At 50.3% G+C, this 24620-nt stretch carries 23 protein-coding genes; 22 read left to right on the top strand and 1 reads right to left on the bottom strand.

The genetic code is table 11. The annotated features are described in order from the left end of the window. The first annotated feature begins 32 nt into the window (after positions 1 to 32). From B1728_RS12760 to holA, 3 genes are all read left to right on the top strand, one after another. Entirely contained in the window at positions 33 to 590 is a 558-nt protein-coding gene (locus B1728_RS12760) for an RNA polymerase sigma factor (protein ID WP_079910582.1), read from the top strand. Positions 591 to 692: 102 nt separating this feature from the next. Beyond that, positions 693 to 2060 (top strand): anti-sigma factor family protein, encoded by a 1368-nt coding sequence (locus tag B1728_RS12755; RefSeq protein ID WP_079910581.1) that lies wholly within the window; start codon positions 693 to 695, stop codon positions 2058 to 2060. A gap of 229 nt (positions 2061 to 2289) precedes the next feature. Further along, complete coding sequence (gene holA, locus B1728_RS12750) at positions 2290 to 3309, top strand: DNA polymerase III subunit delta (protein ID WP_079910580.1); 1020 nt, start codon at positions 2290 to 2292, stop codon at positions 3307 to 3309. Positions 3310 to 3446: 137 nt separating this feature from the next. Here the strand turns inward: holA and rpsT are convergent, their stop codons facing one another. After that, positions 3447 to 3719 carry a 30S ribosomal protein S20 gene (gene rpsT, locus B1728_RS12745; protein ID WP_079910579.1) on the bottom strand — a complete coding sequence of 91 codons (273 nt, stop codon included), beginning with the start codon at positions 3717 to 3719 and terminating at the stop codon, positions 3447 to 3449. A gap of 190 nt (positions 3720 to 3909) precedes the next feature. Between rpsT and gpr the strand changes: the two genes are divergently transcribed. The 19 genes from gpr to B1728_RS12650 all read left to right on the top strand — a co-directional run bounded on the left by gpr (position 3910) and on the right by B1728_RS12650 (position 24580). Beyond that, entirely contained in the window at positions 3910 to 4902 is a 993-nt protein-coding gene (gene gpr / locus B1728_RS12740) for a GPR endopeptidase (RefSeq protein WP_079910578.1), read from the top strand. A 618-nt stretch (positions 4903 to 5520) separates the two neighbouring features. Beyond that, positions 5521 to 6777 (top strand): stage II sporulation protein P, encoded by a 1257-nt coding sequence (locus B1728_RS12735; RefSeq protein ID WP_079910577.1) that lies wholly within the window; start codon positions 5521 to 5523, stop codon positions 6775 to 6777. A gap of 30 nt (positions 6778 to 6807) precedes the next feature. Further along, positions 6808 to 7185 (top strand): DUF3679 domain-containing protein, encoded by a 378-nt coding sequence (locus B1728_RS12730; protein WP_079910576.1) that lies wholly within the window; start codon positions 6808 to 6810, stop codon positions 7183 to 7185. A 93-nt stretch (positions 7186 to 7278) separates the two neighbouring features. After that, positions 7279 to 9090, top strand: coding sequence for a translation elongation factor 4 (lepA, locus tag B1728_RS12725; protein ID WP_079910575.1), 1812 nt, complete (start codon positions 7279 to 7281; stop codon positions 9088 to 9090). A gap of 69 nt (positions 9091 to 9159) precedes the next feature. Beyond that, a complete protein-coding gene (hemW, locus tag B1728_RS12720) occupies positions 9160 to 10314 on the top strand; it encodes a radical SAM family heme chaperone HemW (RefSeq protein ID WP_079910647.1) in 1155 nt (384 codons plus the stop codon). A 187-nt stretch (positions 10315 to 10501) separates the two neighbouring features. Beyond that, positions 10502 to 10963 (top strand): N-acetyltransferase, encoded by a 462-nt coding sequence (locus B1728_RS12715; RefSeq protein WP_079910574.1) that lies wholly within the window; start codon positions 10502 to 10504, stop codon positions 10961 to 10963. 116 nt (positions 10964 to 11079) lie between these two features. Then, positions 11080 to 12105 (top strand): heat-inducible transcriptional repressor HrcA, encoded by a 1026-nt coding sequence (gene hrcA / locus B1728_RS12710; RefSeq protein WP_079910573.1) that lies wholly within the window; start codon positions 11080 to 11082, stop codon positions 12103 to 12105. Beyond that, positions 12102 to 13643 carry a TCP-1/cpn60 chaperonin family protein gene (locus B1728_RS12705; RefSeq protein ID WP_079910572.1) on the top strand — a complete coding sequence of 514 codons (1542 nt, stop codon included), beginning with the start codon at positions 12102 to 12104 and terminating at the stop codon, positions 13641 to 13643. The genes hrcA and B1728_RS12705 overlap by 4 nt, the downstream gene beginning before the upstream one ends. A gap of 113 nt (positions 13644 to 13756) precedes the next feature. Continuing rightward, entirely contained in the window at positions 13757 to 14326 is a 570-nt protein-coding gene (grpE, locus tag B1728_RS12700; protein ID WP_079910571.1) for a nucleotide exchange factor GrpE, read from the top strand. A gap of 152 nt (positions 14327 to 14478) precedes the next feature. Further along, a complete protein-coding gene (gene dnaK, locus B1728_RS12695) occupies positions 14479 to 16320 on the top strand; it encodes a molecular chaperone DnaK (protein WP_079910570.1) in 1842 nt (613 codons plus the stop codon). 317 nt (positions 16321 to 16637) lie between these two features. Beyond that, positions 16638 to 17753 (top strand): molecular chaperone DnaJ, encoded by a 1116-nt coding sequence (gene dnaJ / locus B1728_RS12690; RefSeq protein ID WP_079910569.1) that lies wholly within the window; start codon positions 16638 to 16640, stop codon positions 17751 to 17753. Positions 17754 to 17947: 194 nt separating this feature from the next. Continuing rightward, positions 17948 to 18100: a YfhD family protein gene (locus B1728_RS12685; RefSeq protein WP_079910568.1), complete on the top strand. Its 153-nt coding sequence runs from the start codon at positions 17948 to 17950 to the stop codon at positions 18098 to 18100. A gap of 26 nt (positions 18101 to 18126) precedes the next feature. Next, positions 18127 to 18519, top strand: coding sequence for a hypothetical protein (locus B1728_RS12680; protein ID WP_079910567.1), 393 nt, complete (start codon positions 18127 to 18129; stop codon positions 18517 to 18519). A 108-nt stretch (positions 18520 to 18627) separates the two neighbouring features. Continuing rightward, positions 18628 to 19605, top strand: coding sequence for a 50S ribosomal protein L11 methyltransferase (prmA, locus tag B1728_RS12675; protein ID WP_079910566.1), 978 nt, complete (start codon positions 18628 to 18630; stop codon positions 19603 to 19605). 9 nt (positions 19606 to 19614) lie between these two features. Then, a complete protein-coding gene (locus B1728_RS12670; protein WP_079910565.1) occupies positions 19615 to 20292 on the top strand; it encodes a site-2 protease family protein in 678 nt (225 codons plus the stop codon). 127 nt (positions 20293 to 20419) lie between these two features. Continuing rightward, positions 20420 to 21223, top strand: coding sequence for a 16S rRNA (uracil(1498)-N(3))-methyltransferase (locus B1728_RS12665; RefSeq protein ID WP_079910564.1), 804 nt, complete (start codon positions 20420 to 20422; stop codon positions 21221 to 21223). Between the two features lie 5 nt (positions 21224 to 21228). Beyond that, complete coding sequence (gene mtaB, locus B1728_RS12660; protein WP_079910563.1) at positions 21229 to 22569, top strand: tRNA (N(6)-L-threonylcarbamoyladenosine(37)-C(2))-methylthiotransferase MtaB; 1341 nt, start codon at positions 21229 to 21231, stop codon at positions 22567 to 22569. Positions 22570 to 22650: 81 nt separating this feature from the next. Continuing rightward, positions 22651 to 23079 (top strand): NUDIX hydrolase, encoded by a 429-nt coding sequence (locus tag B1728_RS12655; protein ID WP_079910562.1) that lies wholly within the window; start codon positions 22651 to 22653, stop codon positions 23077 to 23079. Between the two features lie 127 nt (positions 23080 to 23206). Then, positions 23207 to 24580 (top strand): class I SAM-dependent rRNA methyltransferase, encoded by a 1374-nt coding sequence (locus B1728_RS12650; protein WP_079910561.1) that lies wholly within the window; start codon positions 23207 to 23209, stop codon positions 24578 to 24580. Positions 24581 to 24620: the final 40 nt, after the last annotated feature.

The raw sequence follows: 24620 nt of genomic DNA, 5'->3' as shown, positions 1-24620 counted from the left end.
CGTTTATATAGTTGCAAGAGAGGGGGATCCCAGTGGTAGCGCCAGAACTGATAAAGGCTGCCCAGTCGGGCGATCGCGACGCTCTAATTACCCTACTGCGTGAAATAGAGAATCATGTATATCGGACTGCTTATTATATTCTGGGCAATGAGCAGGACGCTATGGATGCCGCACAGGAAGCGTTAATACGGATTTATACAAAAATCAACTCATATGAAGAGAAGGCTCAGTTCAAGACATGGGTACAACGGATTGTCACTAATCTATGTATAGACAAATTCAGAAGAACCAAGCCTACAATTTCCATTGAGGAGCATGAGCTGAATTTTACTGCAAACAAGACGGTAGAAGATGAGGTAATGTCCGCATATGTTGCCCAAGATATAAAAGAGGCGATTGATAGGCTGCCGGAACATCATCGATCGGTGGTTGTACTGCGATATTTGCAGGATTTTTCCTACAACGAAATTGCCGAATCTTTAGATTTGCCCATCAACACGGTGAAGTCCTATTTATTCAGGGCAAGGCAGCAGTTACAAACGTTGTTGCAGGATTACAAAAAAACCAAAAGCGATACGGTCAGAGGGTAGATCGTTATGCGCGGCGGAACGGATAATAACAGACAATAAGGATTCTGCTTTCGTCTTTGTAAAAATATCAATTGTGAATTGTTTAGAAAGGTAGTGTGCGGGATGATGTGTCAAGAGGTGATCGAACTCATGCAGAGATACCTCGATCAGGATCTCGATGAATTGGAATATGAACAAATGCTCGGGCATTTGCAGCACTGCTCGGAATGCACAGAGCTGTTTCAACGGTTGGTGGCATTGTCTGAGGAGCTGGAGCAGCTGCCGAAGGTAACCCCAGCCTACAGCCTGGTGGATGCCATTATGCCTAAGCTGCAAAGAATTGATGAGGGGTTCCCGGCCGTAGAATATCCGGCGGCTCCTGTCATGGCACAGCCTGAAAAATATAATGAGACGAGCAGCAACGAGAAAGCTGCCGTATCTATCGACCAGGCAGCGGGCTGGCGCAAAAGAATTCGCGGGCTCGTTTCCATGCGTATTGTCGGCGGTGTGGTTGCTGCCGGACTGGTTCTCGGGTTCTTCGTGTTTGAGCAGCAGGAGAAAAACGGCAGCATGAAGGATGCGGGACCCATGCTGTTATCTTCTTCGCAAACCAAAGCGAAAAGCGCGGACTCCGCAGCTTCTTCCGGGGCCGGAAATTCGACGCAGCCGAAGGCGGCAGGGGCGGCCGAACCGTTTTTGGATAGGAATGTGGCAAAGGAAGCACCAAAGCCGGATTCCGTTCCGACAGCCCCGGCGGCTTCTCCTGCACCTAAGGATGCGGAGCCAAAGGTTTCGGCCAATGCCGGTGGCAATGAATCGGGGGCGTTGACAGATCAACTGAAGAAATCAGTAGACACAGCTCCTGTACAAGAGCAGCAGGTAAATCAGCAGCAGCAGCAAGCTCCCCCTGCGGGCGCAGTAGAAGAGCCTAAGCTGCCGGATGCGGGTGATCAAGCTCCGGCGTCCGAGCCCGAGGTACAGCCGTCAGAAGCCCCTGTGAATGAGGGGATGGCCCCTCCTCCTGTTAGTGCTTCACCGGAGCGCAGCGGCGGTGCCGTCAGCAAGATGGTGGCTCCTGATCACGGACACCCGGATTCCAGCGGGCAAGAGAGCGATAGCAGATCTTCTACGCCGGCTCTCGACCAAAAGGCAGGAATGATGGGGATAATGAAGCATGATTCCGAAGACAAGACGAATCAGGAGGAGCCAGGATATAATCGGCTGTATTCGGCAGCCTCTGCGGGTACTCCGACCGCATTGGCCTCTCAGGATAAGGCATATATCGCGTCTGTCAATGATAACCATCAGGTCATTATTACCGATAATCAGCAGAAGGTTCTATATACTTCGCCCAACAAATGGACGGATAAAGACAAGATCGAACTGGTGGAATGGACGGAAGGCAATCTGCTGACTTACCGTGTAAGTAACGATTCAGGAACAACGACTTATGTCATTCATTTAAAAGACAAAACGGAAATAAAAAAATAAGGATTATGCCGCGGCAGTCACCAAATTGTCGCGGCGTAATATAATATGGTGTACCGTCACTCTACGAGCGCGTCGTATGACCACCACGGGGAAGGTTTCTAGAGCTTTCCTCTAAGTGTTTATATAGATGGGGTTTCGTGCAAAGGGATTATGTCTAAAACCTGCAGGTTTTGACGTAATCCCTTTGTTGTTGCTACAATGGCAAAAGAAGAATGTAGGGGTGGCGGAGATGGACTATAAAGCGGCATTAAAACAAATTCAACAGGGGAGGTTTGCTCCTGTTTATGTGTTCTACGGTGCTGAATCTTACCTGATTCATGCCTTGATAGAAAAGCTGACGGACAAAATGATCGATCCGGAGCAAAAGCCTTTTGCCGTAACCAAATATGACCTGTCGGAGACAACGCTCGATACCGTCATTGAGGAAGCAGAGACACTCCCATTTATGGTGCCCCGCAAGCTTGTTGTGGCCTCTAATGCCTTGTTCCTTACTGGAGCCAAGGAAAGTGCTAAGGTGGAGCATAAGCCGGAACGTCTAACCCAATATTTGAAGACACCGGCCGATTTCTCCGTCATTGTGCTGACGGTGGATGCGGATAAGCTCGATGAGAGAAAGAAGGTGGTCAAGAGCTTGAAGGAGGCGGATTGCCTCGTTTCCTGCGCTTCATTATCGGCGGACGACCTGTCCCATTGGGTGAAGCAGGAGGCTGAGAAGGCAGGCTTCTCGTTCGCGCCGGGTGTCATCGAGCAGTTCATTATGTATACGGGGACAAGCCTTCAGGTTTTATCGAGCGAGCTGGAAAAATGCGCGCTCTTCGTCGGGCGTGGAGGGGTTCTGACGGAGGATGCATTGGAGCAGCTCGTCACGCGTACGATAGAGCAAAATATTTTTATCCTTATAGAGCATATTGTACAGCTGCAATTGGAAAAAGCATTTACGATGCTTTCCGAGCTGCTGCGCAGAAAAGAAGAGCCGATCAAGATTATGGCTTTAATTGCCCGTCAGTTCCGCATCATGTTCCAGGTAAAGGATTTGCAGCAGCAAGGCTACTCCCAGCAGCAGATGGCTTCCCAGCTGGGGCTGCATCCATATGCAGTGAAAATTGCGGCAGGCCAAAGCAGCCGTTTTGAGCTGAAGCGGCTCGCGAACATTTTGGATCAATTATCCGATTTGGATTATCAGATGAAGAGCGGCAAAATCGACAAGGTACTGGGGCTTGAAATGTTTTTATTGAAGCTGATTGCTTAAGAGAGGGACATCTGAGCTGGAGGGGGAAAGATATACTCCGATAGCTCGGATGATAATTACAACCGATGCCCTTAGAGCTTATCCATTCTACAGGAGTAAAAAAAGACCGATTCCCAATGGGAACCGGTCTTTTTGAATTAGGCCTGAGCAGAAATCGCGTTCAGTTTTTTCGCTAAACGGGATTTTTTGCGGGCAGCGGCATTTTTATGGATTAAACCTTTAGTTGCTGCTTTGTCCAGTTTTTTGCTGGCAGCAATCAAGGCTGCTTTTGCAGTTTCCACATTGTTGCTGGCTGCAGCAGTTTCAAAGCTCTTAACTGCAGTGCGAAGAGCGGATTTGTGAGATGCGTTGCGAAGACGACGCTTTTCACTTACTTTTACTCTTTTAATCGCGGATTTAATGTTCGGCATTGACGTTCACCTCCTAATACGACTTGCATTCCTACATTCGATGCCTATTTGTTGACAACTCTTGATATTCTAACATGCCCCATATCAAATTGCAATAGAGTCATTTGGGCGGGTCTGACAATTTTGAATAGCGCTCATTCCTTTATCACACACTAACGATGCATGCTTATGATGAAAGGAGATATGCCCGATGGATTTAAGCGCTTATTCGGTCCGGACTGACCTGGCTCTCGAAGCGCATGATTTGGCTTCTTCAGGCGAGCAGCTCATCCCGGGAGTACATAGGTCTGTAGATAATCAGGATGGCATTCGGATCAGCACGATCGATATTACTTCGAATGAAGGTGCCCAAGCAATCGGCAAGCTTCCCGGTCATTATATCACCATCGAGGCTCCCGAGCTTCGTCAAAAAAACACCGATCTGCAGGACCGTGTTGCCATGGTGATAGCCAAGGAATTTGAGGCGTTTTTGAAAAAGCTCAACATAAGTCCGAACGCCAAGGTTCTTGTTATCGGGCTGGGCAACTGGAATGTGACGCCGGACGCTTTAGGCCCTATTGTCGTTGAAAATATAATGGTCACCCGCCATTATTTTGAGCTGATGCCTGATCAGGTAAGCCCGGGGTACCGTCCTGTCAGTGCCGTGGCACCCGGGGTGCTTGGAATTACCGGGATCGAGACAGGGGATATCGTCCAAGGGATCGTGGAGAAGTCCAAGCCGGATTTGGTCATAGCCGTCGATGCTCTTGCCTCTCTATCCCTCGAAAGAGTCAATACGACGATCCAAATAGCCGATACGGGCATCCATCCCGGCTCCGGAATCGGAAATAAACGCAAAGGATTGACACTGCAAACCCTTGGTGTACCGGTTATTGCGATCGGGGTGCCGACAGTGGTCTTTGCCTCCACCATCGTCAATAATGCGTTCGACATGATGCACAATCATTTTCGGAGACAAACTGATAATACAGGAACCATATTGGGTCTCCTGGACAAAATGCAGGAAAATGAACGTCTGGAGCTGGTTAGAGAGGTATTAAATCCGCTCGGGCATGATCTGCTGGTAACCCCGAAAGAAATCGACCAGTTTATTGAAGACATTGCCAATATTATTGCGAGCGGCTTAAATGCAGCTCTCCATGAGGCCATCGACGCCGATAATGTATCGGCTTATACACATTAATCCTGCTATTACCATAGGGACATTCGGTCAAGCCGTTCTACGGCTTAGGGCGGGTGTCCCTATTGCTGTTGTTTATGCTCTCTATTAAAAAGGAATCTTAAAGAAAGCCTATGACTATGAAATAGCGGTTCTATCTTCTAGCAACCTCTCATAGATTTAAATTAGAAGGCAGGACGATGGATGAAGGATGGGTGCTAGTTACTAGGCAGAGGATGCTTCGATGGCTTGCAGCGAATATGATGATAGTTTTCCAGAAAGGAAAGCTTGTAACGCTTACGAAAGACAGCTTTCCTTTGGAAAGCTTGGCTTGTTGAAAAACCTTGTTTTACGAGAACTACGCTGCAAACGGAGGTGGGGTATGCCTCGGAGGAGTTTACGTCCGCCTTTGAAATCCGTGAAAATACCGCTAAATATAATGACATTCCACGGGTTTCAACAGCGGCTGGAGGGGGATATCCCACCGGAGTATATCGGCAATAGTTCAAGTGCTGTGTTTTTTAACAAACTAGCTTTCCTGCGGAAAGCTCAGTAACGCTTACGAAGACAGCTTTCCTTCGGAAAGCTCAGCAACGCTTACGAAGACAGCTTTCCTGCGGAAAGCTCTAAGGAGGGAACCAAATGAAATGGACTGCAGTAACGGTAAATCTGAACAAATATCGCAAAGCAGGACAAGACCTGGGAGTATACGTTCGAATCATCAGTTTTTTAGTGGCGGGCTGCCTGTTCTTTTTCATAGCGCTAGGCTTGCTTGGATACGCTCAGGCGAGATGGAGCAATACGACGCCGTCGTCCTCCATGAAAGGATTGGCTGCGGCGGTATCGAGTCAATTTTTTATGGATATGATGGGGATGGAAATGCCGCACTTGCAAAAAAATCGGCAATCGTTCACGTTTTCCCAGGCTAACGTATCCGGCTTTCTCTTTTCTTTGGTTACGGATCTCAATATGAAGGATCCCAAGACGTTTATTGCGAGAGAGATGCCGGGGTTAACAGAGGACCGGTCGGTGGTTCTGCGCAAAAGCAGCACGACTGGCAACGATGGTCCGGAGGATTACAGCCCCAAAGGCGACGCTCTTCCGAAAATCGGCGAAGGAGCCGAAGGCTCGATAACCGCCAACCCCACTGCGCCAAAAGAAGGAGATGCTGCCGTGATCGGGCCTGCCGTTCCTGCCCCTTCGGCACAGCCTCCAAAGACAGCCGGCAAAAATGTAGCCTTCATCTATCAAACTCATAATACCGAATCCTATTTACCGGAATTGCCCGGTGTAACGGACCCGGATAAAGCATACGACTCCAAAAAGAACGTCACGCTGGTCGGCTTGCGACTGGCACAGAAGCTGGAGGAGGACGGTATTGGCGCCGTTCACTCAGATATTAACTATCCGGCGGTGGAAAAGAAATTTTATTATCCCTATTCCTATAAATACTCTTTGAAAACTTTGCAGGAAGCGACGACATCTCACCCGGATTTGAAATTTTATTTTGATATTCACCGCGATTCGCAGCGCCGCGAGAAAACGACGGTAACCCTGAACGGCAAAGATTATGCACAGCTGTACTTTATCATTGGGGGTAAAAACCCGGATTGGAAGGAAAACGAGCAATTCGCTTCTCAAATTCATTCGGCTTTGGAAGCCAAATATCCGGGGATCTCGAAGGGAATGTTCGCTAAAGCGGCGGAAGGCAATGGCGTGTACAATCAGAACTTTTCTCCGAACAGCGTGCTGATCGAAGTAGGCGGTGTGGACAATACGCTGGAAGAATGCTATCGAACGGTGGATTTACTGGCCAACGCTATTACGGAGGTTGTACTGAACGTGCAGAAAGTGGACGGCGGAGTTCAGAACGATGCCAAGGAAGCCAAGAAAAATTAATGGGTGTTTGAACCAGCGGGGGCGGATTCCATGAAAAAGTTTTATGTAAGATTGCTGATTATCGTTCTTGGTATCGGGTTTTGCATCTTTTTCGGCGTCGATATGGCTACGCGAGGGGTCGAGAGAATTCAGGGGCCGATCTCCTCGGACGCAGCCATTGTCAAGCCATGGCAGCCGGGTGGCAAAACGCAGGAGCAGAAGCCGAACGCTACCGGCTCCAAGTCAGCAGACTCTTCCTCCCCCAAGGAAGAAAAGGGAAAGGAACAGGTGGAGCCTGCCGAGCCCAAAACGGAAATTTCCAAAGCAACCGGGATTAACCGGTTAGGCAACAAAATAGGCGAGCTGCTGCAAATCATTGCCTTCCACGGCATAAGGTGGTTTGTTGCGCTATTTGATACGATTACTTAATCAGGTTTACGGCAACGATCCATTGCTGTGCACCTTCACAACTGCTATAATTAGAGGTATTGTAAATTTGTAGGTTAGTGAGGGTCTCCGCAGATGGATATTCAAGCAAGACAGAAGAAGATTAGAAACTTTTCGATTATTGCCCATATCGACCACGGCAAGTCGACCTTGGCCGACCGGATTCTAGAGTATACCGGAGCGCTCTCCTCACGCGAGATGCAGGAGCAGGTTCTGGACCAGATGGATCTGGAGCGAGAACGGGGCATTACGATTAAGCTGCAGGCCGTACGTTTAAACTATCGTGCGGATGACGGGGAAGAATATATTTTAAATTTGATCGATACGCCGGGACACGTCGATTTCACGTATGAGGTATCGCGAAGCTTGGCCGCCTGTGAAGGCGCTTTGCTCGTAGTGGACGCAGCCCAAGGCATAGAGGCACAAACGTTGGCTAACGTGTATCTGGCTCTGGATAACAACCTGGAGATCCTGCCGGTGATTAACAAGATTGATCTGCCGAGTGCAGATCCGGAGCGGGTCAAGCAAGAAGTTGAGGATGTTATCGGGCTCGATGCAAGCGAAGCGGTTCTAGCGTCGGCGAAAGCAGGAATCGGGATTAAGGAAATATTGGAGCAGGTCGTTCAGAAGGTTCCTGCCCCTTCAGGAAATCCGGACGAACCTTTGAAGGCGCTGATTTTCGACTCGCACTATGACCCGTACAAAGGGGTTATCGTTTACGTTCGTGTCATTGACGGATCGATCCGTGCCGGCTCCAAGATCAAGTTCATGGCGACCGAGAAAGTATTCGAGGTGATCGAGGTCGGCGCATTCAAGCCGCGTATGACGATCGTCGACTCCCTGGATATCGGCGATGTAGGGTTCATTGTAGCCGGAATTAAAAACGTCGGTGACACCCGGGTCGGGGATACGGTGACGGATGCCAAGAATCCGGCTCCGGAGGCACTGCCGGGGTACCGCAAAATCAACCCGATGGTATTCTGCGGATTATATCCGATTGAAACCAGCGATTATAACGATTTGCGCGAAGCGCTGGAGAAGCTTCAGTTGAATGACGCTTCGCTAAGCTTTGAACCGGAAACGTCGACCGCTCTCGGCTTCGGCTTCCGCTGTGGCTTCCTGGGGCTTCTGCACATGGATGTTATCCAAGAGCGTATTGAGCGGGAATTCAATATCCCGTTGATTACGACAGCGCCTAGCGTTGTGTTCAAGGTGACTTTGACCAATGGCGATGTTCTGACCATCGAGAACCCTTCCTTATTCCCGGAAGTGGGGAAGATCGATTTTGTGGAAGAGCCTTACGTCAAAGCGGCCGTCATTGTTCCTAACGATTACGTAGGAGCGATTATGGAGCTGTGCCAAAACAAGCGCGGCGAGTTTGTCAATATGGAGTATCTCGATACAACGAGGGTTACGCTGACGTACCAGATTCCGCTGGCCGAAATCGTGTACGATTTCTTCGACCAATTGAAATCGAGCACCAAAGGTTACGCCTCCTTCGATTATGAGCTATCCGGCTACAGAAGATCTAATCTGGTGAAGATGGATATTCTGCTGAACGGGGAACAGGTGGATGCCTTGTCGTTTATCGTTCACCGCGACCGCGCCTATAACCGGGGACGCATCATTTGTGAGAAGCTCAAGGAGCTGATTCCTCGCCAAATGTTCGAAGTGCCTATCCAGGCCGCAATCGGACAAAAAATTATTTCCCGGGAAACCGTCAAGGCCATGCGCAAAAACGTATTGGCCAAGTGTTACGGCGGTGATATATCGCGTAAACGGAAGCTTTTGGAAAAGCAAAAGGAAGGTAAAAAGCGGATGAAGCAGGTCGGAAGCGTTGAGGTTCCGCAGGAAGCGTTCATGGCCGTTTTGAGAATAGACGAGTAGTAGGTACAGGCAGGTGCGCCGAGCAAGCGCATCTGCTTTTCACATTAGAAGGGAGGGAGACGTGAAATGATGTACCAGCGTCAGGAAACGCCGCAGGCTGTATATATTCACATCCCGTTTTGCACGAATAAATGCCATTACTGCGATTTTAACTCGTTCGTATTGAAGGGCCAGCCGGTGATGGATTATTTGGATGCGCTGGAGAGGGAGATGGAGCAGACCGTAGCTGCAGTACCGCCCGGCGAAATTGAGACGATCTTTGTTGGGGGCGGAACTCCGACCGTATTGCTGCCAGATCAAATGGAGAGCTTTTTGCGAAGAGTCCGAACGTATTTCCCTAACCGGTCCCCGCACATCGAATTTTCAATGGAGGCGAACCCGGGAACAACGGACTTGGAGAAGCTTCAGGCCATGAAGGAAGGCGGCGTCAACCGGATCAGCTTCGGCGTGCAGTCGTTTGATAACGGGCTGCTGGAAGGGATCGGACGCATTCATAATACCGACGATGTGTACCGCAGTCTGGAAAATGCCCGCAAGGTCGGCTTCACCAACATGTCCATCGATTTGATGTTCGGACTTCCGAAGCAGACAGTTGGCATTTTGAACGATACTATAGACAAGGCTCTGGCGTTGAATTTGCCTCATTACTCCATTTACAGCCTGAAGGTGGAGGAGAATACGCTGTTCCATACGCTCTACCAGAAAAATCAGCTTCCTTTGCCGGAGGAGGATGAAGAGCTGAATATGTTCCTGCTTATTATGGATCGTTTGAAGAATGCCGGATATTCGCAGTATGAGATCAGCAATTTTGCCAAGCCCGGCTTTGAGAGCCGACACAACAGCATGTACTGGCTGAACCGCAGCTACTACGGCATCGGTGCCGGCGCTCACGGCTATACGTACGGCAACCGCCACATTAATATTAAAGGGGTACAGCCTTATATCGATGCAACGCGTGACGGACTGCCAATCCTTGAAAGGTATGAGATCAGCGAGCAGGATGCCATGGAGGATTTCATGATGGTCGGTCTGCGTCTGCTTCGCGGCGTTAACCGGGCGGACTTTCAGCGGCAATTCGGGCGGGAGCTGGAATCGGTCTTCGGGACCGAGTTAAACAGGCTTATCGGGCAGAACCTGCTGGAATTGACGGAGAGCGGATACCGTTTGTCGCCGCAAGGGATATTGCTCGGAAATGAAGTATTCGGGGCGTTTTTAAGCGAATAGCATAAGGGGACAACCACTCGTCATTAGGAGTATATCCCGGCGGAGGAACCGTAAAGAGGGACTGAGCTTTGCACGGTCGACCCTTTCCTGAAATTTTCAGGAGTGAGCATTTTTCTTATTGAATTCTTTATACGTCTTGTTGTATATTTATTCATATCTTATTTTTTCTATGAATGGTGGGTTTTCTATGGCAGTCACATGCAGAAAAGCAACAGAAGACGATATTGAAACATTATATGAAATTATACAAGGATATGCAGAGCAAGGGATTATGCTTCCAAGATCGAGAGAAACCTTGATCGAGCAGCTGGATACCTTTGTTGTGGCTGTTATAGAAGACCGTTTGGTCGGCTGCGGTTCCTTAACGCGGTTAGGACAGGATCTGGTTGAGATTCGCTCGCTGGGCGTGACGGGAGGATACAAGGGACAAGGAATCGGAAGTTCCCTGGTTGACACTCTGATCGAAGAAGCAAGACGCCAGGAAATCCCTAAGGTGATGGCATTGACCTACGAAGTATCCTTCTTTGAGAAAAACGGCTTTACGGTCGTACAGAAGGAGATTTTTCCCGAGAAGGTATGGCGCGACTGCATTCACTGCAAAAAGCAGCATTGCTGCGATGAAATAGCCGTTTTGAAGCGGCTGGATTGACTTGACACAGACCTTCGGGTCTGTTATTTTTGTATTATGATTTAGCACTCAACAGTTCGGAGTGCTAACGGCGAAATAATCATGTAAATCCTGGTAATCATTTGGGAGGGTTGAATATGTTGACCGAACGCCAGCGGCAAATTTTAAGTGCTATCGTAGATGATTATATTCGTTCAGCAGAGCCGGTAGGCTCCCGCAGTATTTCCAAGCGCGGAAATGTGGGATTCAGCCCTGCCACCATTCGTAATGAAATGTCCGATTTGGAGGAAATGGGCTATTTGGAGCAGCCGCATACGTCTGCAGGACGAATACCATCCCACAAAGGCTACCGTTATTATGTTGACCATCTGGTCACCTTCGGCAGCCTTGCGCAGCATGAGGTGGAGGCGCTCAAATCGTTCTTTTCAGAAAAGATGCAAGAGATGGAGCAAGTCATCCAGCATGTGGCGATGATGTTGTCCAATCTTACTAATTATACATCGATTGTTATGGGTCCGGAAATGTTCAGCACTACGCTGCGCCATCTGCAGATCGTTCCGTTGAACGACCGTACGGCTGTCGCTATTATTGTTACGAATACGGGACATGTCGAGAACAAGACGGTGACGATTCCGGAAGGAATATCGGTTTCGGAGATTGAGAAATTCGTCAATCTGCTTAATATCAGGATGCAAAACGTACCGCTGCTGCATTTTAAATCCAAGCTGTTCAGCGAGATTGGAGAAGAAATGCGCAGCTACGTGACAGGCTATGAAGAGCTGATAGCGATGCTGAACAATGTCGTCGAGCACGACGATGAGAACCGTATCGTGCTGGGCGGCACAACCAATATGCTGACCCAGCCTGAATTCCAAAATATGGAGAAGGTCAAGAGCATTCTCGATCTGCTGGCGGAGACACCTGTACTTGCTAAGCTCATTACAGGGACGCCTACAGGTATACAAGTCAGAATCGGCAGTGAAAACTCGTTCGAGGCTATCAACGATTGCTCCTTGATAACCGCATCCTATTCGTTTGAAGGCAAGCACCTCGGTACCGTAGGGATTCTCGGACCTACCCGGATGGATTACGGCAAAGTGATCAATTTGCTCGATCACTTGTCCAAAGATATGACCTTGATGCTGGAGCGATGGTATAAATGAGTCAGATGAAACCTGTCACGCACGAAAGCGATGATACGTATGCTACGCTGTTGAATAACGCGGGGGCCATCCGCGCAATTTGTTCGGCTGTCGAAGGTACGCTCGGGCCCAAAGGGCTTGATACGATGCTGGTCGGCGGACAGGGCGAGGTCATTATTACGAATGACGGCGTTACCATACTGGAGAAGATGGACGTTACGCACCCGGCGGCGCGCCTCCTGATTCAGGTCGCACGCTCGCAGCAGCAGCAGGTCGGCGATGGAACGACGACAGCTACGGTTCTGGCCGGAGCGCTGGTAGCCGAGGGAGTCAATCAGGTGACGCGCGGGGTGCCTGTAGCCAAAGTCGTTAAAGGGATTCAGCAGGGGGTCGCTGCAGCGCTGGAATCCCTTGCCAAGCGGAGCAGGCGGATCGAGGGCTTAAAGGATCCGCTGTTGTATCGCATAGGCTATATTGCCGGCCGCGAGCATTCCGACCTGGCGGAGCTGGTCCTGGAGGGAGTCCGACGGCTCGGGGTTCATAAGCTGCAGGAGGAAAACTTCCGTTATGCGGATGTCGTGATTTCTCACAGCCGGGCGGTTAGCGAAGTGTGGCCCGGCCTCCTGATTCAGAAGAAGCCGATCAATTCCCAGCTCGAATTCCCGCCGGACGCCGCTTCGGTTCTGGTGTTTCAGGACGCATTCGAGCCGGAAACGATCGATGAGGAAGCGCTGATGACCGAAGCGGGCTTCCAGAAGCAAATGCAGCTGAAGGAGCAGTTTCGCAAATCGCTCGAGAAGCTCGTAGAGCTGCAGGTTGGACTTATTGTTGCCGATCGGGGTGTGAACGCCGAGGCGGAGCAGTTCTGTACGGACCATGGCATTATGGTCGTACAGCGCGTGCCGAGATCGGACTTGAGGCTGATCTGCGAATATACGGGGGCCCGCCCGATTCGGCGCAGCGGGCTGCGCAAGCCGTCCTCCGAGCTGGCAGGCTATCTCGGCTTCGCGGGCCGTGTCTCGTACGATGAGCGGCTTGAATGCGTCCGGATGGCCGAGGGCAAAGGCAGGACGCAGGTGACGATCGTCGTCGGCGCCAGCACAAGCGAAGTGGTAGGCGAACGCCTGCGCATCGCCAAGGACGCCGCTTCGGCGGTACAGGCCGCACTGCGCGGCGGCTGTCTGCCTGGCGGGGGCGCAGCCGAAATGGCCGCGGCCTACGAGCTGGATCGCTTGAGAGAGACGATCCAGGGAATGGAAGGCTTCGGCGTAGCCGCCGTAGCTCAAGCGCTTCGCAAGCCGCTGGCCCAGATCGTTGTCAACGCGGGATACAACCCGCTGGAGAAGGTCGAAGAGGTCAAGGCGGCGCAGATTAACGCGGGCTCCGATGCACTCGGCATCGATTGCGATACCGGATTGGTTATCGACATGCTGGAGCACGGCATCGTCGATCCCGCTCATGTGAAGCTGCATGCTCTGCAGGCAGCGGGAGAGGTGGCCGCGGCAGTGCTTCGCATTCATACGGTTATCAAGATGAAGCAGGCCCGCGCTGAAGAATAGCTTTTATCCGGTCACCCGCAGCTCCATCATCTATGATTGCTTACATCAGGGATGGCTTGGTTAAAATAAATAAATAGAACCTTATCGGATTCAGATTAAGGAGGTGACAGAGATTGAGTACTGAACACAAAAACCAATTCGAAGAACAAGCGGACAACGGGCAAGAGGTTGACGCTACATATAACGAAAATGCCGGAACTGAAGCAGAACAAGCAGAAGCAGCAAGCGAGCCATCGAACGAGCTGGAGCAGCTTCGCCAGCAGGCAGAAGAGAATTACCAGCGTCTCCTTCGTGCGCAAGCGGATTTTGATAACTTCAGAAGACGCACGCGTCAGGAGAAAGAGGAGTTCGCCAAGTATGCTTCCATGAAGCTGGTTGAGCAGCTTCTTCCGGTAGTAGATAACTTCGATAGAGCTTTGGCTGTTGGCAGAGACAGTAAAGATTACGATGCGCTGCTGAAGGGCGTCGATATGATTTTCCGCCAATTGGATCAAGTTCTAGCAAACGAAGGCTTGAAAGCTATGGATGCCGTAGGACAACCGTTTAATCCCGAGTTCCACCAAGCGATTATGCAGGTGGAATCCGATGAGCACGAGGAAGGCATCGTAGTGGAGGAAGTACAAAAAGGCTACATGCTGAAGGATAAAGTACTGCGTCCTGCCATGGTGAAAGTAAGCTCCTAGACCCAGTTTAAGTAAGAGGGCCTATGGCTTAACGCGAACCCCATTCCTTTATTGCCTGAGGAAACGCATTTTTCACCGTCATCTATCATGACAACAATGCTTCATCAGCGCATCATGCGACCGTTTGTAAATTAAAGGAGGTTTAATCCAACATGAGTAAAGTTATCGGTATTGACTTAGGAACAACAAACTCTTGCGTGGCCGTAATGGAAGGCGGAGAAGCTGTTGTTATTCCCAATGCGGAAGGCAACCGTACAACTCCATCCGTAGTCGGCTTCAAAAAAGACGGAGAGCGTATCGTTGGGGAGACGGCAAAGCGTCAAGCCATCACGAACCCGGACCGTACGGTCATTTCGATTAAACGTCATATGGGTACAAACCATAAAGAAGTGATTGACGGTAAAGAATATACACCTCAAGAAATTTCCGCAATGATTTTGCAAAAGCTGAAAGCTGATGCAGAAGCATACCTTGGAACTACGGTAACCCAAGCGGTTATTACCGTTCCGGCTTATTTCAACGACAGCCAGCGTCAAGCAACGAAGGATGCCGGTAAAATTGCAGGTCTTGAAGTTCTTCGTATCGTCAACGAGCCTACTGCGGCTGCATTGGCATACGGTATGGAGAAATCCGAAGACCAAACGATCCTCGTATACGACTTGGGCGGCGGTACGTTCGACGTTTCTATTCTTGAGCTGGGCGACGGCTTCTTCGAAGTTAAAGCAACCAGCGGTGACAACCGTCTGGGCGGTGACGACTTCGACCAGGTCATCATCGATTATTTGGTAGCCGAGTTCAAAAAAGAGCAGGGCATCGACCTGAGCAAAGATAAAGCGGCAGTTCAACGTTTGAAGGACGCTGCGGAAAAAGCGAAGAAAGAGCTTTCCGGCGTGTTGACGACGACGATTTCCCTGCCGTTCATCACGGTAGTGGATGGAGTTCCTCAGCACTTGGAGATCAACCTGACTCGTGCCAAATTCGAAGAGATCTCCGCTTCCCTAGTTGAAAGAACTATGGGGCCTACTCGCCAAGCGCTAAGCGATGCTGGCTTGTCTGCAAGCCAAATCGACAAAGTGGTACTTGTCGGCGGATCTACTCGTATTCCTGCCGTTCAAGAAGCTGTAAAACGTTTGATCGGCAAAGAGCCGCATAAAGGTGTTAACCCTGACGAAGTCGTTGCATTGGGCGCTGCCGTTCAAGCAGGCGTATTGACAGGCGACGTAAAAGACGTTGTTCTTCTGGACGTAACTCCATTGTCTTTGGGTATCGAAACTGCAGGCGGCGTATTTACGAAAATGATCGAGCGCAATACGACGATCCCTACAACCAAATCGCAGGTGTTCACCACATATGCTGACAATCAGCCTAGCGTTGAAATTCACGTGCTCCAAGGGGAGCGCTCCATGGCTAGCGACAACAAGACATTGGGCCGCTTCATTCTGGGCGATATTCCTCCGGCTCCGCGCGGAATCCCGCAAATCGAAGTTACCTTCGATATCGACGCCAACGGTATCGTTAACGTAAACGCTACGGATAAAGGAACAGGCAAGAGCCAAAAAATTACCATCACCTCCTCCAGCGGCTTGTCAGATGATGAAATCGACCGCATGATGAAGGACGCGGAAGCTCATGCTGATGAGGACCGTAAACGGAAAGAGTTGGTAGAGGCTCGCAACAATGCCGATCAGCTGGTATACTCTGTAGATAAAACGATTAAAGATCTTGGCGACAAAGTCGACCAAGGTGAAATCGATAAAGCGAATGCCGCAAAAGAAAAAGTGAAAAAAGCTCTGGAAGGCGACAACCTGGACGAAATCAAAGCGGCCACGGATGAGCTGACTGAAGTTGTTCAACAGCTTTCCGTCAAGCTGTATGAGCAAGCTCAGCAAGCGCAAGCAGGCTCTGCGGGTGCAGCCGGTGCAGAAGGTGCGCCTAAAAAAGAGAATGTCGTAGACGCGGATTTTGAAGTTGTAGACGACAAAAAGCAAGGCTAATTCACGGTAGTTCAACCCTATAGCGTATGGAAAGGTCAAAGCTGCCTGTCGGCTTTGACTTTCCGTATGTTGATTAGGAATTTCGGCTATCTGCGATAACGTCATGCTTGGGATACAGGCTGCAGCACACACGTTCAAGTCGTTCATCCTGCCTGGTTAGCAATTATCACCATATAGGAAATGTTGTTTCACTACGATGATTTCCCAGGTGAAAGGATTTCCTATTGGCGATAAAAACCGCGATGAACGAGGTCGCGCATTTATGAAAGAACGTCGTTAGACGTTTTTCTCATGGCTTTAAGAATGGGAGTGGAACAATGAGCAAACGCGATTATTACGAGGTACTTGGGGTAAGCAAGGATGCTTCGCAAGATGATATCAAGAAGGCTTATCGCCAAATGGCCCGAAAATTCCATCCGGACGTTAATAAAGCTCCAGACGCCGAACAAAAGTTCAAAGAAGCGAAGGAAGCCTATGACGTTCTGAGCGATGATCAAAAGAAAGCGCAGTACGACCGTTTCGGCCATGTTGACCCGAACCAGGGCATGGGCGGCGGCGCAGGCGCGGATTTTGGCGGCTTTGGCGATCTGTTCGATATGTTCTTTGGCGGAGGCGGACAGCGTCGTAACCCGAACGCTCCTCAGCGCGGGAACGATTTGCAGTACACGCTGACCATCGAATTTAAAGAGGCTGTATTCGGTAAAGAAACCGATATTCATATTCCTCGCACGGAAACCTGCGATACCTGCCACGGCAACGGTGCGAAGCCTGGAACCAAGCCGGAGACATGTACGGTTTGTAAAGGTACAGGTCAACAGGAAGTGGTTCAGAACACGGCTTTTGGCCGGATCGTCAACCGCCGTGTATGTTCGGCCTGCGGCGGTCAAGGCGTAACGATCAAGGAAAAATGCGGTACCTGCCACGGCTCCGGAAAGGTGAAGAAGCAGCGTACGATTCACCTGAATATTCCTGCGGGTGTGGACGATGGAGCACAGCTGCGTGTTTCCGGCGAAGGGGAAGCAGGGATTCGCGGAGGTCCTCCGGGAGACTTGTATGTGGTTATTCGCGTAAAGCCGCATGATTTCTTCGAACGCGAGGGTGACGATATTTATTGCGAAATTCCGCTGACGTTCGCACAAGCGGCATTGGGTGATGAGATTGAAATCCCTACGCTGACGGAAAAGGTGAAGCTGAAAATCCCTGCCGGAACGCAGACCGATACGTATTTCCGCCTGAAGGGGAAAGGCGTGCCCCGCCTAAGAGGCTACGGGCAAGGGGACCAGCATGTGAAGGTCGTCGTCGTAACGCCTACCCATCTGAACGAGGAACAAAAAGAGCTGCTTCGCGAGTTTTCGCGGCTCAACGGAGAAAATACGCACGAGCAGCAGCAGTCCATTTTTGAACGCATGAAAAAAGCGTTTTTGGGCGAATAAGCTGAACACACTGACAGGAGCTCCTGTTAGTGTGTTTTTTATTTATTTTCAGATCCTCCGTAAAATACCTGAATCGGCTCCGCAGCCTTGGCCCAGCTTAATAGGGACTTCTTATGCATAGAAACCATGTTTTTGCGGACAATAGAAGGAGTCTTAATCCACATTCGCATTCACTTACTCGGAAGGAGAGACGCATGATGTCTGGAAAGAAGCAGCCGCTTCAATCTAACAAGAAGCTTCCCGTTGCCAAAAACGAAGATGTTGAATATAATGCCGAATTTGCTGACGAAGAGGATCTGGAGGCTCGTGAACGCGCAGAGCAGGCGGATGCACGTCAGCAGTCCTAGGCAAGCCGACAGGAGGCAAGCTGATTATGGCTGAGAAGAGTATTATGGCTTTCTTTCAATCCCCCGATCAAGCGGAACGTATCGTTCCGAAGCTAAAGGCTCTTAGGGTCGTCGACGTATCCGTGGATGCAATTCATCATAACGCTGCCGCAGGTGTCAGCGAATCGATGAATCCAGCGACAGGAACGTTTCCCGGACTTTCCTTTTTAACCTATGGAAATGAAGGTCAAGGGATAGACGAACGCATTCTTACTGCGGCTAGCGTCGATGCCAGCGGAATGAGCGCGCCTATGGAAGAAGTGTTCGGCGGGGGCTTTAACGGAACTGACAGAATGGATGCCGTACTAACGGTTGTTGTGAACGAACCTTATTATGAGCAAGCCCTTCGCGTCATTACCGAGGCCGGGGGGAAATTATAAGACCAATCAAAGCTTCCTTAATGGGGAAGCTTTTTTGTTTGCCGGAATTATTGTATACTGGGAATCATGTGCATTGCCATAGTTGAACGTTTAGGGAGGATTTTAGACATGCGCTGGCATGAAGTTACCGTACATACGACAGAAGAAGCAATTGAGATGATTACGAATTTTATCCATGAGCTCGGAGCGGGCGGAGTATCGATAGAGGAATCGGGGACCTTGAACAAACAAAGAGATACTTCCCTTGGGCAATGGTATGAGCTTCCTCTTAACGATATCCCGGAAGGACGTGCCGTTATCAAGGGCTATTTTTCCGACACGACAGAGATGGATTCCATTATGGAATCACTGAAGCGGTCGGTAGAGCAGCTGGCTGATTATGATATCGATACGGGAAGCCCGACTTATGAGCTGAAAGAAGTGGACGACGAGGATTGGGCTAACGCGTGGAAGCAGTATTTCAAGCCTTTGCGCATTTCCGAACGATTGACGATCAAGCCGACCTGGGAGGACTATCAGCCAACCCCTGAGGAGCTGATTATCGAGCTTGATCCTGGCATGGCATTTGGTACGGGGACTCACGCTACTACCTCCCTCTGCCTGAGAACGCTGGAGAAGGTTATTCAAGGCGGGGAGGACGTTATCGACGTGGGAACAGGCTCCGGCGTCCTTGCTATTGCAGCATCCAAGCTGGGGGCCAAGCATGCATTAGCCGTGGACCTGGACCCGGTAGCTGTATCAAGTGCTACGGAGAACGCAAGGTTGAATGGATTGGAGTCAAACATAACCGTCAAATTGTCCGACTTGCTTGGGGTTTTGAGAGAAAGCGAAGCGGAAGGCTCGGAGGCATCTCTGGGCGTGAAAATCCCGGTTCAGGTGGTTGTCGCTAATATTTTGGCGGAGATCATCCTCCTGTTTGTGAAGGATGTCTACGATGTATTGGCCCCTGGAGGCACCTATGTGGTTTCCGGGATTATCAAGAGCAAGCAGGATGACGTAGAAAAAGGGCTGGCGGAGGCCGGATTCACGGTAACCGAATGCCATGAAGACCAAGATTGGGTCGTTATCATCGCCCGAAAGCTGTAGGTGGAGTCTATGGATTGGAACTCGTTCTTGCCGTTTCCGGTTGAGCAGCTTCCGTTTGTATTTGTTGTGCTGCTGATCGGCTTTACGGTGCATGAATTTGCACACGCATTTTTCGCTGACCGGTTCGGGGACCCGACTCCCCGTTCCATGGGTCGGCTTACGTTAAACCCGAGGGTCCATCTGGATTGGCTCGGGATGATCTTTTTTCTGATCATTGGAATCGGGTGGGCGAAGCCGGTGCTGGTGAACCGTTCCCGCTTCAAAAATCCGCGTCTCATGGGGATTATCGTATCGGCCGCCGGTCCGGTCAGCAATCTTGTTCTTGCCTTTATCAGTCTTATTATTTTTTATTTGCTGATGAAATACCAAGCGCTGGACCATGCATCGAACGGCGTTGGTATGGCGGTGAAATTGTTTTTCAATCTGATGATATTGCAAAATATTTTTCTGTTTATCCTGAATTTGCTGCCGCTGCCTCCGTTGGACGGCTACCGGATTGTCGAGGATCTGCTCCCGACTTCTATCATGATGAAGATAAAGGCCTATGAGCAATGGCTGTTTTACGCTATTTTGCTGATGTTCTTCATTCCGCCGATTCGCCGCGTAACGATAGGACCGGTTTTTGCTCTGCAGTGGGATATATTGGACGCGCTGAACCGCGTTGTTTTGTTCATATTCGGGAAATAGCAACGTACAGGAAACAGCTGCCGTCATTCGGGTATTGCTGTAAACGGTGGCTTTTTCATAAAAAAAGTTGTATGATGAAATTTGATGCTCAAGCAGTTGATATGTGAAAGAGAAAGTAGAGAAGACCATGCAGCGTTACTTTATTGCACCCGAGCTTTTCCTGGAATCGTCCGTAGCCATAGTCGGAGATGATGCCCACCATTTGAGCCGTGTCATGCGTGCCAAGGCAGGCGATCAAGTCATTGTCAGCGACGGCATGAGCCGCGAGGCGCTGGTCCGCCTTAGAGAGCCTGCAAAGGACAGAGTGGAAGCAGACATTCTCGAATGGCTGCCTATGACCCATGAGCCTGCGGTAGAGGTTTGGATAGCGCAAAGCTTGCCCAAGGGCGACAAGATGGAGCTCGTTATTCAAAAAGGGACCGAAATCGGCGCAGACCGGTTTGTTCCCTTCGTATCGGAGAGAACGGTCGTTCAGTTAGATGCGAAAAAAGAAGGAAAACGGATCGAACGCTGGCAAAAAATTGCCAAGGAGGCCGCCGAGCAGGCTCACCGCAACCGGGTGCCCGCTGTAGAGGCGCCTCATTCATGGAAGCAGCTGCTGCAGCTGATCCCGCAAATGGATGCGGCCTGGATCTGCTATGAGAAGGAATCGGGAATTGCATTCAAAGAACAAATCCAAGAAGCTTTGTCCAAGAGCAAAGCGTTTCGTATAGATTCAGCCGATGGTGAAGGAACAGGCAATTTGGGCCAGCGATTGAAGCTGATGCTTGTCATTGGCCCTGAAGGCGGCTTTACCGAGCAGGAAGTGCAAGCGGCGGAAGCGGCGGGATGCCGTTCCGTCAGCTTGGGAAGACGTATATTGCGGACGGAAACGGCAGCAATGGTTGGTCTTACGTGTATTTTGTACGAAACCGGAGAGATGGGAGGATAACGAAGATGCCTACAGTTGCGTTTCATACGTTAGGCTGTAAAGTTAATTTTTACGATACGGAAGCGATTTGGCAGCTGTTCAAGCATGAAGGCTATGAGCAGGTCGATTTCGAGTCAACCGCGGATGTATATGTTATCAACACTTGTACCGTAACGAATACGGGCGATAAGAAGAGCAGGCAGATGATTCGTCGCGCGGTTCGCCGCAACCCGGAAGCGATCATAGCGGTTACAGGCTGTTATGCGCAGACGTCCCCGGCGGAAATTATGGCTATTCCGGGTGTCGATCTTGTTATCGGTACTCAGGATCGTGATAAAATCATTCCTTACGTGCAGCAGCTCGAGAATGAGCGCAAGCCGATTAATGCGGTTCGCAACATCATGAAAACCCGTCAGTTCGAAGAGCTGGACGTTCCCGACTTTGCAGACCGGACAAGAGCGTTTTTGAAAATCCAGGAAGGCTGCAATAACTTCTGTACGTTCTGTATCATTCCTTGGTCCCGCGGCTTGATGAGAAGCCGGGAACCGGAGAGTGTTCTGAAGCAGGCCCGGATGCTTGTGGATGCCGGTTATCAGGAAATTGTTCTGACAGGTATTCATACCGGCGGGTATGGGGAAGATATGGAGAACTACAGCTTGGCGAAGCTTCTCTGGGATCTGGATAAAGTGGACGGGCTGAAGCGTATTCGGATCAGCTCGATCGAGGCAAGCCAGATTACGGACGAGGTGCTGGAGGCTCTGCAGGGCTCGGATAAAATGTGCCGTCATCTGCATATTCCGCTCCAGGCGGGACATGACGCCGTGCTGGCCAGAATGCGCCGTAAATATACGACGGCCGAGTTCGGCAGCAAAATTGAGAAAATCCATAAGATTATGCCCGGCGTGGCTATTACGACGGATGTTATCGTCGGCTTCCCAGGGGAAACGGACGAAATGTTCCGCGAAGGATATCGTTTCATGGAGCAAATGCAGTTCTCTGAAATGCATGTGTTCCCTTACTCCAAACGCACAGGAACTCCTGCGGCGCGGATGGAGGATCAGATTGACGAGGAAATCAAAAATGCACGTGTGCACGAGCTGATCGATTTGTCCGAACGGATGCAGCTGGCCTATGCCAAGCAATTTGTCGGCCAAGTCCTTGAGGTGATTCCGGAGCGCGCTCATAAAGGGGAGGCTACCAGCGGCCTCATTATGGGATATTCCGATAACTACATTCAGCTTGTGTTTGAAGGCAGCGAAGATTGGATCGGCAGCGTATGTAAGGTGAAGGTAACGGAAGCGGGAGTGAATGAGTCCCGCGGACAGCTGCTGCGTCTTCCTGAAATGTCTCGCGCTTTGATCGTGTAGGGCAGCAATAAGCAAGGATTTCATTCCGGTTCCAGGGTGAAATCCTTGTTCTTTCTCAACTAAACGGAAAGGGTGGGCCGCATGAAAGAAATATCTGCTGGAGGGGTTGTATTCCGGAAAAACGGAAATGAAACGTATGTACAAATGATTCAGGATCGCTATGGCAAGATTACGCTTCCCAAAGGGAAAATGGAGCCTGGAGAAACCGTCGAACAAACGGCACTTAGGGAAATTTTGGAAGAAACGGGTATTGTCGGAGCGATTGTGGAGCCCATAGAGACGATCAAATATCAGTTTACGATGTCGGGTGTAGGTCTGGTCGATAAAGAGGTTCATTACTTTCTGGTCGAGGCGACCGGCGGTACGCTGCAAGCCCAGGTTGAAGAGATTCGGGGCGTCGAATGGCTGCATCCCTTGGAGGCATGGCATCAGCAGACGCATTCCGGGTACGGTAATAACGATAGCGTTTTGAAAAAGGCTTTGCATACTCTCGGGTACGAAGTGAACTAAGCCGATGAGAGGAGCCCATGGTTTTGTATGGCGCTCCATTTCTATTAGATCCTTCGCCCGCTTTAAAATACATAACGATACACAGGCAAGTAAGTATAAGGAAGTTTCATTAGGAGGAACGGCTACATTGGCATCTATTTTTTTAAACAAAAAAAGAAAAAAACGGCTTGAAGCGGGGCATCCCTGGATTTTTAAAACGGAAGTCGAGCGGTTCGAGGGCGAAGCGGAGCCGGGGCAGCTGGTCGATGTATACACTCATGCGGGACAATATGGAGCCACCGGCTATTGGAATCCCGCCTCGCAAATTGTGGTCCGAATCGTTTCTTATGAGCCGACATCGGAGATGACGCATGAATTTTTCGCAGAACGGTTTCGCCGCTGTCTGGAGCACCGAGACCGCTTCCTGCAGGGGGCTCGTTCCTACAGGCTCGTTTACGGAGAAGCGGACTTTTTGCCGGGACTCATCGTCGACCGTTTCGAGGATGTTTTGGTCGTTCAAATATTGACTCTTGGCATGGATCGGGTTCGCGATGCTATTGTATCTGCGCTGGTAGAGGTTGTTCGCCCTTCCGGCATCTATGAACGAAGCGATGTGTCGGTACGAGGGCTGGAAGGACTGGAAGAGCGGACGGGACTGCTGTACGGAGAATGTCCGCAGCATGTTCGCATTACAGAAAACGGGCTGCTGCTGGATATTGATATCATGCAGGGACAGAAGACCGGTTATTTCTTCGATCAAAGGGAAAACCGTGCCGCAATAGCACCGCTGATGCTTGGATGGGGCAAACGGAGCGGGATTGCGCTCCAAGAGGTTGTCGGGGAAGACGGGGCCGGGCAAGGGGTTATGGCCCCATTCAATGCCAACGGCAAGCAGGTGTCCTTCCCTTACTGGGATGGCGCGACAGTGCTGGAATGCTTCTCCCATACGGGAAGCTTTACTTTGAATGCCTGTAAATATGGGGCCAAGAAGGTTACCTGCCTCGATATTTCCGAGCATGCAATTGAGAGTGCTAGAACGAATGTCAAGCTGAACGGCTTTGAGGACCGTGTTGAATTTGTCGTTGCAGATGCTTTCGAATATTTGCGTGAGCAGGTTAGAGGGCTGGATCAGCGTGCTGAGCGCGGTCAAGCGGACAAGAAGAAGGTAGATACCTCACAGCCTATCCAGGCGAAGGGCAGGACATGGGATGTCGTCATTCTTGATCCTCCGGCATTTGCCAAAACGAGAAGCGCTGTGGAAGGCGCATGCAGAGGATATAAGGACATCAACCTTCATGGAATGAAGCTGGTCAACGAAGGAGGCTATCTCGTTACTGCGAGCTGCTCCTATCATATGAAGCCGGAATTGTTCCTGGAAACGATTCATGCAGCAGCCGTCGACGCTAAAAAAATATTGCGTTTAATCGAATTCCGCGGCGCCGGTAAGGATCATCCGCGTATCCTGGGTGTCGATGAAGGGCATTACCTCAAATTCGCGATATTTGAAGTACGCAGCAAGTAAGAAAATAAGTAGTCGAATCCTTTAATGAAGCAGCGGTGAA

This window comes from Paenibacillus sp. 32352 (genome assembly GCF_002042965.1).
Classification (GTDB): domain Bacteria; phylum Bacillota; class Bacilli; order Paenibacillales; family NBRC-103111; genus Paenibacillus_S; species Paenibacillus_S vulneris.
This window is presented reverse-complemented; position numbering and strand designations above follow the sequence as displayed.